We start from the raw sequence: 15,092 nt of genomic DNA, 5'->3' as shown, positions 1-15,092 counted from the left end.
CGGTGCACGGTGCAGGGAGGCGCAAGTGGCGTGTGCTGTGCGTCAGGCGTGCGCGGCGCGAGGCGCGTGCGTCGAGCCGCGCACGACGAGCCTGGGCTCCGATGTGACACACATCCGCGGCGCGCTGCCGGCGGCCCGTATGCCCCGCGGCGATGCCTCGATCAGTTCACGCAGCAACGACACTGCCAGTTCGGCCGCCTCGACGGTTGGCACAGCGACAGTAGTCAGCGCGGGCCGCGATTCCTGAGCGAGCCGGATGTCGGTGATGCCGATCACGGAGAGGTCATGTGGCACCTGCAATCCGAGATCGGCAGCCGCATGCAAGGCGCCGAGCGCGGGCAGGTCGTTGGTCGCGAGGATCGCGGTCAGGCTGGGATCCGCTTCGAGCAATTCACGGGTCGCACGATAGCCTCCCTGGGTCGTGTCAGGCGCATAGCGCACGGGCGAATCCGCGACATCGAGCCCGGCAGTGGTCAGCGCGTCGAGGAATCCCTCGTAACGTGCTGCATGGATGCCGGCAACCTTGCTGCCGACGATGGCGCCGATTCGCCGGTGCCCCAGTTCAAGCAGATGCTGCCCAGCCAGTTGCCCGGCGAGCCGGAAATCGACCGCCACGCAGGGCAGGCCTGGCGGCTCGTTCGGACGTTCCCACATGCACAGCACGACCGGCGCGCCGCGCGCCTCGGTCTTGTGCAAATCGGCGAAGTCGAGATTCGCGTTCATGACTAGCACGCCTTCAGACAGCGTGCCGGCGATCTGCTCCAGATACGCACGGCCCGTCAGCGGATCTTCGTTCGTATTGCAGATGATCAGAAAGTGGCCGCTGCTGCGCGCCGCGCGCTCGACCGCCAGCGCGAACTCGGGATAGAACGGGTTGGCGATGCTCGAGACCATCAGTGCAATGGTCGGCGCACGGCCTTCGGCGAGCGCTCGTGCCGCGAGATGCGGCTGATAGCCGAGCGCTTCGACGGCATCGAGGACCCGTTGCCGGGTCTGCGCGCCGACCCGGCCGCGATTGCGCAGCACGTTTGATACCGTGGCCGGCGTGCAGCCGGCGCGGCGTGCGACTTCGCTCAGTGTTGGCATGGCTGTTCAGTATGTGGGACTGTTTCTCAAGATTTGCGTCCGGCATGAAGGCGCGGCACCATTAAACGCATAGACAGCAAGATATCGGAGACGCTGCAGGCCATTGATCGCACGCGGTCAATTTTTTTCGGCCGCGCAGATTAAGCGCTTAATCTCTGACTTCGAGCCGATTAAATCACGGAGACGGAGCGATGGCGAGCATTTCGTTAAGAGGCGTCCAAAAATCGTACGGCGACGGTGCACCAGTGATTCGCGATGTCGATCTCGAGATCGGCGAGAACGAGTTCTGCGTGTTTCTCGGGCCGTCCGGTTGCGGCAAGTCCACCTTGTTGCGCATGATCGCTGGTCTGGAAGACGTGAGCGACGGCGATCTTTTCATCGGCGGCCAGCTCGTCAACGCCGTGCCTTCGGCCCAGCGCGGCGTAGCGATGGTGTTTCAGAGCTACGCGCTGTTCCCGCATATGACCGTGTTCGAGAACATGGCTTTCGGCCTGAAGCTCGCCAAAACCCCCAAAGACGAAATCGACCGCAAGGTGCGGGAAGCGGCGCGCGTCCTGCAACTCGAAGCGCTGCTTGACCGGCGTCCCAAGGCGTTGTCGGGCGGGCAGCGGCAGCGCGTGGCCATCGGCCGCGCCATCGTGCGCCAACCCGGCGTGTTTCTGTTCGACGAACCGCTCTCCAATCTCGATGCCACTTTGCGTGGCCAGACCCGCGTCGAAATCGCCCGGCTGCACAAGCAGTTTGCCAAGGCGAGTGTCGTCTACGTGACGCACGACCAGATCGAAGCCATGACGCTCGCCGACAAGATCGTGCTGCTGCACGCGGGCAAAGACACCGAGCGCTACGGCAGCATTGCCCAGATCGGCGCGCCGCTCGAGCTGTATCATCGTCCGAAGAGCCGCTTTGTGGCCGGCTTTATCGGTTCGCCACGAATGAATTTTCTGCCGGGGAAGCTTGCCTCGATCGATGCCCGAGGCGTGAGCGTGAAGCTCGATGACAGCGGCGAGACCGTGCGTGTGGGCGTGGATGGGGCAGCGCTCAGCGTCGGGCAGCCTGTGACGTTCGGCGTGCGGCCTGAGCATCTGGAAATGGTCGAAGGGGTTCAGGACGCCCCTGCCGACACGACTCACGAATCTTCGTTGCTGACCCGCGCGGTTTCGCTCGTCGAGCAGCTCGGTGAGCACAGCTATGTCCACCTTGAAGAAGGCGAGGGCGTCGTATTGATCGCCAAGGCGCCTGGAGACACCCGTCTGAAGCAGGGCGATCAGGCTGCCTTTCGTGCACCTGCGCCGGTCTGTCATTTGTTCACCGAAGACGGTTTCGCCGTCGCTTCGCTCGAATCCGTCGAACACTACGCATAAAGGAAGGGCACTCGGATGCGCCTTGGAGTCTGTTACTACCCGGAACACTGGCCGGAGTCGATGTGGGAAGACGACGCCCGTCGCATGAAAGCACTCGGCATCGAACAGGTTCGGATTGCTGAATTTGCGTGGAGCCGGATGGAGCCAACGCCAGGCGAATACGACTGGGCCTGGCTCGACCGTGCCGTCGACGTGCTCGGTGCGGCCGGCCTGCAAGTGGTGATGTGCACACCGACCGCGACGCCGCCGAAATGGCTGATCGACCGTCATCCGGACATTCTGCCGGTTGGCGCCGACGGCCGGCCGCGGGCCTTCGGTTCGCGCCGTCACTACGATTTCTCGTCGCCGTCGTATTTTGCCGCTTCGGAGCGTATCTGCACGGCGGTGGCCGAGCGTTACGGCAAGCATCCGGCCGTTGCGTACTGGCAGACCGATAACGAGTTCGGTTGCCATCAGACGGTGGTCAGCTATTCGCGGGCGGCGGTGCTGCGGTTTCGCGAGTGGCTGAAAGCGCGCTATCAGACGATCGATGCGCTGAACCGCGCGTGGGGCACCGTGTTCTGGAGCATGGAGTACCGCAGCTTCGACGAGATCGAGGCGCCGGTGGCGACCGTCACCGAGGCGCATCCGTCGCACCGGCTCGACTACCGGCGCTTCGCCTCGGATGAAGTTGCGCGCTACAACCGCATGCAGGTCGAGATCATCCGCGCGCATTCGCCAGGCCGGCCGGTCGCGCACAACTTCATGCAGTTATTTACCGAATTCGATCACTACAAGGTCGCAGCTGATCTGGATGTCGCTACATGGGACAGCTATCCGCTCGGCGCGCTCGAAGAGCAGTGGTTTGCTCCCGAACTCAAGGCGAAGTGGCTGCGTACCGGTCATCCGGATTTCGCATCGTTCAATCACGATGTCTACCGTGGCATGTCGAAGCTGCCGTTCTGGGTGATGGAGCAGCAGCCGGGCCCGGTCAACTGGGCACACTGGAATCCGGCGCCGCTGCCCGGCATGGTGCGTTTGTGGAGCTGGGAGGCGTTTGCGCACGGCGCTGGCTGCGTGTCGTATTTCCGCTGGCGCCAGGCGCCGTTTGCCCAGGAGCAGATGCACGCGGGTCTGAATACGCCCGATAACCTGCTGGATCTTGGTGGTAGTGAGGCAGCGCAGGTGGCCAAGGAGATTCACAAGGTGCTGGCGGCGGATGCCGACGCGAACGCGAGCGTGCGCTCGAAGGTCGCGCTCGTCTACGACTACGAGGCGAAGTGGCTGTTCGAGATTCATCCGCAGGGTGCGGACTTCCACTATCCGCGCTTTGCGTTCGAGTATTACTCGACACTGCGTGGGTTGGGTCTCGATGTCGATGTGGTGCCGGTCGATGCGCCGCTCGATGGCTACAGGATGATTGTCGTGCCGCCGTTGCCGGTGGTGCCCGCGGACCTTGCGCAGCGTCTGGCCAGTTCGGGCGCCCAGGTCGTGCTCGGGCCGCGCACCGGCTCGAAGACGGAGGATCTGCAGATTCCCGCAGGATTGCCGCCGGGGTTGCTCGCCTCGGTCTTGCCGATGCGCGTGTGGCGCGTCGAGTCGCTGCGGCCCAACGTAGCCGAACCGGTCAGGCTCGTGGGTAGTGCAAGCCTCGATGACGGGGTAGGGCGGCATTGGCGCGATCTGATCGAGCAGACGGAATCGGCCAGCGCGGCGGCGCTCGAGGTTCGCGGCCGTTTCGCTGACGGTCATCCCGCGTATGTTCGCAGTGGGGCGATTCACTACCTGGCGAGTATCTTCGACGACGTCCTGACGACGCGACTGTTTGCGGGCGTCGCGCGTGAAGCCGGACTCGATGTGACGGCGCTCGGCGACGGTTTGCGTATCAGCCGGCGCGGCGCGTTGGCGTACGTTTTGAATTACGGCGAGCAATCTCATACGCTCGCAGATGTCGCGGACGATGCGTTTGTGATCGGCTCGCGTGAAATCGGGCCGCAGGGCGTGGCAGTGTATCGGACCAGTTAGAGCTTAAAACGACGTAAAAACCAAGGAGACAGGCATGCAATTCAAACTTCGTACGGTTCTGGTTGCCGTCGCGCTGACGGCGGCCACCGCAGCAGCATCGATGGCCGGCAGCGCGCAGGCGGGCACGCTCGCGATCAACGTCGCGTTCAAGGGCGCCAGCCAGCGGGCGGTCTGGCAGCAGGTGATCGACGAGTTCAAGAAGGCCCATCCGGGAACGGACGTCAACGTGTCGTTTATCGATGAGGAAGCCTACAAGGTGCAATTGCCGGGCTGGCTGTCGACGGTCTCACCCGACATCGTGAACTGGCACGACGGCGAACGGATGGCGTATTACGCCCAGCGCGGCCTGTTTGAGGACCTGAGCGGAGACTGGAGCAAGAACGGCTGGAACAACACCTACGCCTCGACGAAGGAGGCCTCGTCGTACAAGGGCAAACAGTACGCGGCGCCGACCGTCTACTACTCGTGGGGCATGTTCTATCGCAAGGATCTGTTCCAGAAGGTGGGGATCGCGAGCGAGCCGAAAACGTGGGACGAGTTTCTCGACGCCTGCAAGAAGCTGAAAGCCGCCGGGATTTCGCCGATCGCCGTGGGTGGCCGCGATGCCTGGACGCTGGCCGGCTGGTTCGACTATCTGGATCTGCGCCTGAACGGCAATGCGTTCCATCAGAAGCTGATGGCGGGCGAAGTGCCATACACCGATCCGCGCGTGAAGAAGGTGTACACGACGTGGAAGCAACTGATTGACGACGGCTACTTTATCGACAATTCGCTCTCCTACGATCTGGATGCGGCGCAGCCGTTCCTGTTCCAGGGCAAGGCCGCGATGATGTTGATGGGGACGTTCATTACCGGCGGTTTTCCGGCGAACGTGAAGCCGGAAATGGGCTACTTCCAGTTCCCGATCATCGATCCGAAGGTGCCGACCGCCGAAGATGGCCCGGTCGAGTCGCTGCATATTCCGTCGAAGGCGAAGAACAAGGCGGATGCGCATGCGTTCCTGGCCTTCGTCGAAACGCCGGAAATCGGCGCGCAGCTTGCGACGGGGCTTGGGTCATTGTCCGCGAACAGCAAGTCGCCGGAACCGGACGATCCGATTTCGAAAATCGGCTTCCAGATTCTTGCCAACACGAAGGGCGGCATTGCGCAGTTCTACGATCGTGACATGACCAAGGAGATGGCCGACGAGGGCATGAAGGGGATGCAGCAGTTTATCTCTGATCCTTCGAAGCTCGATGAAGTGCTGGCGCAACTCGAGCAGACACGGCAGCGCATCTACAAGAAGTAAGAAAAGTAAGAGAAGTGAGCGTGGGCGGCTTCGCGCCGCCTGCGCTTGATCGAGATCGAGCAGGAGACTCGCCGTGGTTCACTCCGTCAGCCGTCAATCCATTACCGGCAATGCCGGGCCGGGAACGCCGGGCTCCTCCGGCAGCGCCGGGCCATCGGCCGTGCCGCGTTCGACGAAGCAGCAGCGCGGCCCGTCGCCTACAGCGCGCCGGCAACAGCTTGCGGCGTTCGTGTTTCTCGCGCCTGCTTGCGTGATGGTGGCGATTTACGTCATCTGGCCGATCCTGTCGACGATCCGCATCAGCTTTTTCAACTGGGATGGGATGACCGATCCCAGTTTCGTTGGGATAGCGAACTATGTCGAACTGTTCCATACGCGCGCCTTCTATACGGCGCTGAAGAACAATCTGATCTGGTTGCTGCTGTTTCTACTGGCGCCGCCCATGGGGCTTGGCGTTGCGCTGTATCTGAACCAGGCCGTGGCCGGCATTCGCGTCGTCAAGTCGCTGTTCTTTGCGCCGTTCGTGCTCTCAGGCGTGGTGGTCGGGCTGATCTTCTCGTGGTTCTACGATCCGACCTTTGGCCTGCTCGCGCTGATACTCGGGCACGGCGTGCCGGTGCTCGGCGATGCGCGTTATGCGACGCCGGGCATCATCTTCGCGGCGCTGTGGCCGCAAACCGCTTACTGCATGATCCTGTATCTGACGGGACTGACCTCGCTGAACAGCGAGCAGGTGGAGGCGGCGCGCATGGAAGGCGCGCAGGGCTGGTCGATGCTGTGGCATGTGATTCTGCCGCAACTGCGGCCTACCACGTTCATGGCGATTGTGGTCACGGTGATCGGCGCATTGCGCAGCTTCGACCTGATCTCGGTGATGACGGGCGGTGGACCGTTCGAGAGTTCTACCGTACTGGCGTATTACATGTACGACCAGGCGATCAAGTATTACCGGGTTGGCTATTCCGCGGCGGTCGCCGTGGTGCTGTTCGCGATCATGCTGGTCTACATCGTCTATCACCTGCGGCGGATGCTGCGCGCTGAGCAATAAGGAGCCCGATATGTATCCGATGCCGATCGACAAATGGAGGCCGACCTCACGGCGGCTATACAAGCTCTCGCTGCCAGTGGCGCTGCTGATCTGGCTGCTGCCGATGATCGCCGTGCTGGTCACCTCGGTGCGCTCGTCGGATGAGTTGAGCGAAGGCAACTACTGGGGCTGGCCGAAACACTTTGCGATGTGGGACAACTATCGCGACGCGCTGACCACGTCGCCGATGCTGCATTACTTCTGGAACAGCGTGCTGATTACTGTGCCCGCGGTAGTCGGGTCTATTACGCTGGCGGCGATGGCGGGTTTTGCGTTGGCCATTTACCGTTTTCGCGGCAACAGCACGTTGTTCGCCACTTTCGTGGCTGGCAATTTCGTGCCGGTGCAGGTGTTGATGATTCCGGTGCGGGATCTGTCGTTGAAGCTTGGGCTGTTCAATACGGTCGGCGCGTTGATCCTGTTTCATGTGTCGTTTCAGACCGGTTTTTGCGCGCTGTTTCTACGTAATTTCATCAAACAGTTGCCGTTTGAACTGGTCGAGGCGGCGCGGATTGAAGGCGCCAGCGAGTGGACAGTGTTCTTCAGGATTGTCTTACCGCTGATCCGTCCGGCCCTCGCGGCGCTTGCCATTCTCGTGTTCACGTTCGTGTGGAATGACTACTTCTGGGCGCTGTGTCTGACGCAGGGCGATGAGGCGGCGCCGATCACCGTCGGCGTGGCCGCGCTGAAGGGGCAGTGGACGACGGCGTGGAACCTGGTGTCGGCGGGGTCGATTCTGGCCGCGTTGCCGTCGGTGGCGATGTTCTTTGCGATGCAAAAGCATTTCGTCGCGGGGCTGACGTTTGGCGCGACGAAAGGGTGAATTGCCGAGGTGACGTGATGCGCTGAATTCGAATCGATGTTCCGTGTTCTCCTCCGAGAGGGTTGCCCGCTGATGCGGGCTTTTTTTTGCGGTGAAATCGAAGAACGTTACGCGCGACCTACCTAGGCAAAAGGATTCGCGGCTGAGCTGAGGGCGCAAAAGACAAACGGCCACCTTTCGGTGGCCGTCGCATGCGGGGTTCTCTATCTGTTTTGCTCCCCCAATTTTTAAAAATCTCGCTTGACAGTAGTTGACCTGTCAGATAATGTGCATTCCAACGATCACGGAGTCAGCGATGGATCACTACACGAAAGAACGGTTTCAGTCGGAGGAAAGCATCGGCTTTTTCATCAACAAGGCCCGCAACCTCCTGATCGCTGAGTTGGACAACGCGCTGAAGGACCTGGAGATCACCAGCCAGCAAATGGGCATTCTGTTGTCCATGCAGCGCGGCGTCGCGACCACACCGTTCGAATTGTCGAAGTTTCTCGGTATCGACACCGGCCTGATGACCCGGATGCTCGACAAGCTCGAGTCCAAAGGGCTGCTGGAGCGCTCGCGTAGCCTCGAAGACCGCCGGGTGGTCAATCTGACACTCACGAAGAAGGGCCTCGAAGTCGCGAATCAGATTCCCGACATCGCACCAACGGTACTGAATCGGCGCGTCGAAAGCTTTACCAAAGAAGAGTTCAAAGAGTTCGGCCGCTTGCTCAAGAAATTCCTCGAACACTGATTGGCATTTTTTTTACCCATATATCTGACAGGTCAGAGAATGAAGTCACAGTTAAATGGAAAGATCGCGGGTTTGCGGCTCGCGAAGGCCAGCGTAACCGTGATCTGCGCAGCGGTCCTGTCGGCGTGTGCGAACTACGCAGGCATCTCCAGCGACAAGCAGATGGCGCAGCCGCAGAGCTTCGCGACCCAGCAGAGCATCCCGTCGGATCAGGGCCACTGGCCGGCAACGGATTGGGCCGACCAGTTCGGCGACACGCAACTCAAGGCACTGCTGGCCGAAGCATTGCAGGGCAGTCCGACACTCGCGCAGGCTCGCGCCCGTATTGCCGCTGCTGCGGCATATGCCGAAACGGCGAAGTCGAGCACGCTGCCCAAGGTAGGCGCGAGCTATTCGTTCACTCGCGAGCAGTACTCGGGTACCGCGTCGACCCCGCCACCTTATGCCGGCAGCTGGCAATCGGAAAACGAGGGGTTGCTGACGGCTTCGTACGACCTCGATCTATGGGGCAAGAATCGCGAGGCGCTCAAGGCTTCGATGTCGCAACTCCAGGCAAGCGAAGCGGACGCGGAGGTCGTCAAGCTGACCTTGACCTCGGCGATCGCGCGCAACTACAACCAGCTGGCCCGGCTGTACGTGTTGCACGACATTGCGCAACAGGAGGTCGAGCAGCGCGAGCAGATCGACCGCATCACTGCGGGTCGCATTGCCAATGGACTGGACACCGAAGTAGAGCGCAAAACCGCGCAGGCCAATCTCGCCACCAGTCGCGCCACGCTGGCCTCGTTCGACGGCAGCATCGTCGCCACGCGCTATCAACTGGCTGCTTTACTCGGCGCAGGTCCCGATCGCGGCTTGTCGATTGCGCGGCCCACGCTCGGCATTGGCGACGAGGTGCGCTTGCCCGATAACCTCCCGGCCGACCTCGTCGGTCGTCGCCCGGATCTCGTCGCGGCACGCTGGCGCGTCGATGCGCTGACGCATGACGTCAAGGAAGCCAAGGCCGAGTTCTACCCCGACATCAACCTCAGCGCGGCTATCGGTCTGGATGCCTTCGGCTTCGGCCGTTTCCTGACGGCAGCGAGCCGGACTGCCAACGCAGGGCCGGCGGTCCATCTGCCGATTTTCGACGGTGGCGAGCTGCGCGCGCAACTGAAAGGGCGCTACGCCGATTTTGACGATGCCGTCGCGGGTTACAACCAGACGCTCGTTACGGCGCTCTCGGAAGTCGCCACGCAACTCGCGCAGATCCGTTCCACCGACACTCAGCTCGGCGACGCCGAGATTGCCCAGGACGCCGCGCGCAGCGCTTATCAGCTGGCGTTGACGCAATACAAGGCGGGGCTAACGAATCAGCTCACGGTGCTGAATGCAGACACCAATGCGCTCGCTGCCGACGAGTCGGTCGCCAACCTGAAGATGAACCGCCGCGATCAGCAGATTGCACTCGCGCAGGCGCTCGGCGGCGGCTACACGGAAGACCCTGGTGCCAGCGCAGAAGCCAATGCAACCACTGGCGCACACCCCAACGCAGGCAGCCAGCCGAATGCATCCGCGGCTCGACCCAACCCCGTCGTCGCCGCGCGCTAATGCGCGCTTTGCGACACCTTCATTCTTTGCCTGGAGTCATTGAAATGAGCGATACAACCACTATCGAGCGCGCGCCGGCCCAAACTGGACAGCCCGAGCAGACAGGACAAGCTGACTTGAAAAACCGCAGCAAGCGCAAGCTTATGCTGACGCTGCTGGTGACCACCGTCGCGGTGGCCAGCGCTGCCTACGGTGCGTACTACTACACGATTGGGCGCTTCGAGCAGTCTACCGACGACGCGTACGTAAGCGGCAATCTCGTGCAGTTGACCCCGCAGGTCAGTGGCACCGTGGTTGCCGTCAACGCGGACGACACGCAGATCGTCAAGCAGGGTGACCCGGTGGTGACCCTCGACGGCGCCGACGCAAGGGTCGCGCTCCTGAACGCCGAAGCGACACTCGGCCAGACCGTGCGGCAAGTCAGCGGTCTCTACGTGAACAACGACTTCTACGCAGCCAACATCGCCCAGCGCGAGTCGGACCTGGCGCGTGCAAATGACGACCTGAAACGCCGCGAGGCCGTGGCCGGAACGGGAGCTGTGTCGGGGGAAGATATTTCGCACGCGCAGGACTCCGTCAGGTCCGCCGAGGCGTCACTCGAAGCAGCTCGTCAGCAAGCCGAAGCAAATCACGCGCTGACCGACCGGACCACGATTGGCCAGCATCCGGACGTCCAGGCCGCTGCGTCGAAGGTACGCAATGCTTACCTCGACTACGCTCGCGATACCTTGCCCGCACCTGTGACCGGCTATGTCGCGCGCCGCTCGGTGCAGGTCGGCCAACGTGTGGCCCCAGGCGCGCCGTTGATGGCGATCGTACCGCTCGACGGCGTGTGGGTGGATGCGAACTTCAAGGAAGGGCAATTGCGGCACATGCGCATCGGTCAGCCCGTCACGTTGACGGCTGATGTCTACGGGTCGGGCGTCGAGTATCACGGCAAGGTGGTGGGTTTTTCGGCCGGCACTGGCGCGGCCTTCGATGTATTGCCAGCACAGAACGCCACCGGCAACTGGATCAAGGTCGTGCAGCGACTGCCCGTGCGTGTGCAACTGGACCAGCACGAACTCGATGCGCATCCGTTGCGGATCGGCCTGTCGATGCAGGTCGACGTGAACACGCATGACGAGTCCGGCACCCAGTTGGCTGCCGCAGTCAATACGACGTACCGCACGGATGTATTCGCTGAGTATGGCGCGGCAGCCGACGCCCAGATCGAGCAGATCATTGGCCAGAACGTACCGCTCAGCCAGAGCGCATCGACGGGCGCTCCGCAAAAGTCCGCAGCACGGCACGCGGTACCGCGGAACGCCGGTTGACGTTCAACAGCTAACGCAGGCACGAAATTTTTTGTCGTATTAGCTGACAGGTCAGATAGCCGGGCACGCGCTCTGACCGTCGTTCCTTCCGACGGGTGATGAAATGAATCAATCGACCAATCCCGCTGCACTCGCGCCGCTCTCCGGCGGCAAGCTTGTGCTGGCGACTCTCGCCGTGGCGCTGGCCACTTTCATGAACGTGCTGGACTCGTCGATCGCGAACGTCGCGATCCCGACCATCGCCGGCAACCTCGGCGTATCGGTGGACGAGGGCACCTGGGTGATCACGCTGTTCTCGGCCGCCAACGCGATCTCGATTCCGCTGACCGGGTGGCTGACGCAGCGGGTCGGACAGATCAAACTGTTTGTCTGGGCCATTCTGTTGTTTGTGGTGTCGTCGTGGCTGTGCGGCCTCGCGCCGAACCTGCCGGTGCTGCTCGCCGCGCGGATCTTGCAAGGCGCGGTGGCCGGTCCGTTGATCCCACTATCGCAAGCGATTCTGCTCGGCTCCTATCCGAAGGAAAAGAGCTCGCTTGCGTTGGCGCTGTGGGCGATGACCGCGACCGTCGGTCCGATTGCCGGGCCGGTGTTAGGTGGCTGGATCACCGACAGCTATTCATGGTCATGGATCTTCTATATCAACATTCCTGTAGGCATCTTTGCCGCGGCGGTGACGTGGATTATCTATCGCGAGCGCGAAACGCCAACCAAACGTCTGCCGATCGACAAGGTAGGTCTGCTGTCGCTGATCGCCTGGGTGGGCTCGCTGCAGGTGATGCTCGACAAAGGCAAGGATCTCGACTGGTTCAACTCGCCGGTCATCGTCGCGCTGACGGTGTTCGCGCTGATCAGTTTCGCCTTCTTTCTGATCTGGGAGTTGACCGAGAAAAATCCGATCGTCAACTTGCGGCTATTTGCAGGACGAAATTTTCTCGGCGGCACCGCGGCGATTTCGGTGGCGTATGCCGTGTTTTTCTCAAACCTCGTGCTGTTGCCGCAATGGATGCAAGAGTATCTAAACTACCGCGCTGTCGATGCCGGTCTGGTCATGGCGCCGCTCGGCATCTTCGCCGTGCTGCTCTCGCCGGTGATCGCCAAGCTCCTGCCGCGCTCCGATGCCCGCGTGCTTGCGACCCTGGCGTTCCTCGGCTTTGCGGCCGTGTTCTTCATGCGCTCGGGTTATACGACGGGCGTCGATACTCGAACGCTCGTGCTTCCGACTTTGCTGCAGGGCTTCCCGACTGGCTTCTTCTTTGTGCCATTGACCGCGATCATTCTCTCAGGGTTACCCGCCGAGAAGATTCCCTCTGCGGCTGGCCTGTCGAATTTCGTGCGCGTGTTTGCCGGCGCGGTAGGGACTTCACTAGCGAGCACAGGTTGGAACAATCGCCAGATCCTGCATCACGCGCGCCTCGCCGAACAATCGAGCGTCGATAATCCGACCTTTGTTTCTGGACTCGATGCAGTGCAAACGACACTCGGCGGTAATTCGCATCAGGCGCTCGCATTCTTCGAACGTTCGCTCGACGCGCAGGCGGCCATGCTTGGCCTCAATGACATCTTCTGGCTCTCAGCGGTGATTTTTGTCGCCATCATTCCGCTGATCTGGCTGACGAAACCGGGCAAGGGCAGTGCGGATGCAGCGGCTGCCGCCGCGCACTAAGCAGTCCCGATCGTGCTGTTGCGGCGCGTGGTGTCACGCGCCGCTCGCTCAATGGCTTTTTATATACCAGGTCGCATAGCTGACGACGAGCGCGACCTTGCACACGCATTCGACTAGCGACAGTGTGAACAGCTCATGCGAGATCGTGTATTCGAACGGCAGCGTAGAGGCCACTGCGAACACGCTAGATGCGCATAGGAAAACAAACAGGGTGCGTGCATACCGAACCCCGAAAAATGCCGCGGCACCGACGGCCAGTAGCAGGCATTTGGCGAGCATTAGCGCGAGAAAGCGCGCAAGGCCATCAGTGGGGTTCAGTTCCCAAGGTGTTTCGACGATCGACCATGCACACACCAGTGCGATGCAAACCAGCATCGCGCGCCGCGCGAGCGGGGCTGTCTGTGCATGCGACGCCGGTGCGGACGGCTCCTGTGCGGCGTCGATGTGCGCGCGGCGCATGTGAGCGTCCCATGTATCTTCAACGTTCATGAGTTTCTCCGTCAACGGACCGTGCTGTTTACGCAGTCTGCTTGATATAAGACGGCAACCCAAATTAAATTTTGTTAAAACCCCCATTTTTATGGAGGTTTTTTTGTTTTGAGCTTATGCCGAGGCCTCGGGTGAACGTTCTGTGTCAGCGCAGTGACAGATTGACGAAGCACTCATTTAGTGTGACTAGTCGGCGCGCGCGTTGCTCCCGTGTCGCGCGCCGCGTTTGCATTAACGGCCTTCTGCGTTCGGTCCGGGCTCGTGCCGGTGCGCTTAACTAGCCAACTTTGCTGCGATTGCGGCAACGTGTTTTCCCTGGTAGCGGGCGATGTCCAGTTCGTTCTGCGTTGGGTGACGGCTACCATCTGCACCTGCCATGGTTGTCGCGCCATAAGGTGTGCCGCCCGTGATCTCGTCCATTTTCACAAGCCCCGCGCACGCGTAAGGCACGCCCACGACTACCATGCCGTGGTGCATCAACGTGTTATGGAACGACGTGATGGTCGTCTCCTGGCCGCCGTGCTGCGTGCCAGTCGAAGCAAACACGCTGCCCACCTTGCCGACCAGCGCCCCTTTCATCCACAGGCCGCCGGTTTGATCGAGGAACGTGCGCATCTGGCCGGCCATATTGCCGAAGCGCGTCGGCGTGCCGAAGATGATGGCGTCGAAATTGGCCAGATCGTCGGGCTTGGCTACGGGCGCCTTCTGGTCGAGCTTGACGCCGTGAGCGGCCGCCTGATCGGCCGGAATGGTTTCGGGCACGCGCATGACCGTGACCTCAGTGCCGGGCACCGAGCGGGCGCCTTCGGCCACCGCCTCCGACATGGTTTCAATGTGGCCATACATCGAGTAGTAGAGAACCAATACTTTCGCCATGATGTCTCCTGGGGGTGAGCGGCCGCGCCTAACCGGGAAGTGATGCTTTTCGACGGCCTGCGCATCTAACAGTAGCACCGCTTTTGCGCGTGTGCGCTTAACTTGTCTGCGCCTGGAGCCCCTGGCCGGCGTTGTCGTCGGGTAACTGCTTTGCAGTGAGCCCGGGTTTCGGAGTGTGCGACACTGCCTTCTGTTAGTCATCTGTAGCGGACGCTATGCTGGATCCGTTTGCCATCAGTTATCGTTTTGCTGTGCCCGATGAGGCAGAGGTGGTGCGGGCGATCGAGTACGAAGCCGCGCAGCGCTTTGCTACGGTCGGCTTGACTGGCATTGCGGATGCCCGGCCGATGAACGCGGACTTTGTGCGCCGGAAGATCGAGGCGTCAGAAATCATCGTTGCGGTGAACAACATAGGGAACTGTGTCGCGTTTGTGACGTTCGCGCTACTGGCGAAGCGTTTCTATATCGAGGAACTCGATGTTCTGACCACATGGTCGGGTCGGCGCATTGGTGCGAGGCTGATCGACGAGGTGGCCGTGCTCGCCCGTCAGGCGGGTGTGCAACAACTGGTGCTATCGACGTTTCGCGATGTGCCGTGGAATGCGCCGTACTACCGGCGACTGGGTTTTAGCGTGATCGAAAGCGAGCGCCTCGATGCGAAATTGCGGGCAATCCGCGCCGCGCATGTGGCACGCGGGCTCGACGAAACAAAACGTGTTTTTATGTGCCGCGATGTGACTGCGGCGGGCGCAACCGGGTAACACCCCGGTCGCGTC

13 protein-coding genes are annotated in these 15,092 nt (G+C 61.5%); 10 read left to right on the top strand and 3 right to left on the bottom strand.

Features of this window, described 5'->3' with window-relative positions; genetic code table 11:
- Positions 1-42 precede the first annotated feature (42 nt).
- Complete coding sequence (locus M0954_RS06435) at positions 43-1,086, bottom strand: LacI family DNA-binding transcriptional regulator (RefSeq protein ID WP_122156269.1); 1,044 nt, start codon at positions 1,084-1,086, stop codon at positions 43-45.
- Positions 1,087-1,277: 191 nt separating this feature from the next.
- Between M0954_RS06435 and M0954_RS06430 the strand changes: the two genes are divergently transcribed.
- The 9 genes from M0954_RS06430 to M0954_RS06390 all read left to right on the top strand — a co-directional run bounded on the left by M0954_RS06430 (position 1,278) and on the right by M0954_RS06390 (position 12,951).
- On the top strand, positions 1,278-2,447 hold the full coding sequence (locus M0954_RS06430; protein WP_297352190.1) for an ABC transporter ATP-binding protein: 1,170 nt from the start codon (positions 1,278-1,280) through the stop codon (positions 2,445-2,447).
- A 15-nt stretch (positions 2,448-2,462) separates the two neighbouring features.
- Entirely contained in the window at positions 2,463-4,451 is a 1,989-nt protein-coding gene (locus M0954_RS06425) for a beta-galactosidase (protein ID WP_297352188.1), read from the top strand.
- 34 nt (positions 4,452-4,485) lie between these two features.
- A complete protein-coding gene (locus M0954_RS06420; RefSeq protein WP_297352186.1) occupies positions 4,486-5,739 on the top strand; it encodes an ABC transporter substrate-binding protein in 1,254 nt (417 codons plus the stop codon).
- Between the two features lie 73 nt (positions 5,740-5,812).
- On the top strand, positions 5,813-6,787 hold the full coding sequence (locus M0954_RS06415) for a carbohydrate ABC transporter permease (RefSeq protein ID WP_297352184.1): 975 nt from the start codon (positions 5,813-5,815) through the stop codon (positions 6,785-6,787).
- Between the two features lie 10 nt (positions 6,788-6,797).
- Complete coding sequence (locus M0954_RS06410; protein WP_297352182.1) at positions 6,798-7,649, top strand: carbohydrate ABC transporter permease; 852 nt, start codon at positions 6,798-6,800, stop codon at positions 7,647-7,649.
- A gap of 295 nt (positions 7,650-7,944) precedes the next feature.
- Positions 7,945-8,382 (top strand): MarR family winged helix-turn-helix transcriptional regulator, encoded by a 438-nt coding sequence (locus tag M0954_RS06405; RefSeq protein WP_122156263.1) that lies wholly within the window; start codon positions 7,945-7,947, stop codon positions 8,380-8,382.
- Between the two features lie 39 nt (positions 8,383-8,421).
- On the top strand, positions 8,422-9,972 hold the full coding sequence (locus M0954_RS06400) for an efflux transporter outer membrane subunit (RefSeq protein ID WP_297352180.1): 1,551 nt from the start codon (positions 8,422-8,424) through the stop codon (positions 9,970-9,972).
- Positions 9,973-10,016: 44 nt separating this feature from the next.
- Positions 10,017-11,288 (top strand): HlyD family efflux transporter periplasmic adaptor subunit, encoded by a 1,272-nt coding sequence (locus tag M0954_RS06395; protein ID WP_297352178.1) that lies wholly within the window; start codon positions 10,017-10,019, stop codon positions 11,286-11,288.
- Positions 11,289-11,391: 103 nt separating this feature from the next.
- Positions 11,392-12,951: a DHA2 family efflux MFS transporter permease subunit gene (locus M0954_RS06390; protein ID WP_122156260.1), complete on the top strand. Its 1,560-nt coding sequence runs from the start codon at positions 11,392-11,394 to the stop codon at positions 12,949-12,951.
- Between the two features lie 48 nt (positions 12,952-12,999).
- Here the strand turns inward: M0954_RS06390 and M0954_RS06385 are convergent, their stop codons facing one another.
- Positions 13,000-13,440: a hypothetical protein gene (locus tag M0954_RS06385; protein WP_122156259.1), complete on the bottom strand. Its 441-nt coding sequence runs from the start codon at positions 13,438-13,440 to the stop codon at positions 13,000-13,002.
- A gap of 273 nt (positions 13,441-13,713) precedes the next feature.
- Positions 13,714-14,316, bottom strand: coding sequence for an NAD(P)H:quinone oxidoreductase (wrbA, locus tag M0954_RS06380; protein ID WP_122156258.1), 603 nt, complete (start codon positions 14,314-14,316; stop codon positions 13,714-13,716).
- Between the two features lie 215 nt (positions 14,317-14,531).
- Between wrbA and M0954_RS06375 the strand changes: the two genes are divergently transcribed.
- Positions 14,532-15,077 (top strand): GNAT family N-acetyltransferase, encoded by a 546-nt coding sequence (locus M0954_RS06375; protein WP_122156257.1) that lies wholly within the window; start codon positions 14,532-14,534, stop codon positions 15,075-15,077.
- Positions 15,078-15,092 lie beyond the last annotated feature (15 nt).

Origin of the sequence: Paraburkholderia sp. (assembly GCF_026225065.1) — a bacterium.
In the GTDB taxonomy this organism is placed as follows: Bacteria; Pseudomonadota; Gammaproteobacteria; order Burkholderiales; family Burkholderiaceae; genus Paraburkholderia.
The sequence above is the reverse complement of the archived record's forward strand: the minus strand, read 5'-3'. Positions and strand labels throughout refer to the sequence as shown.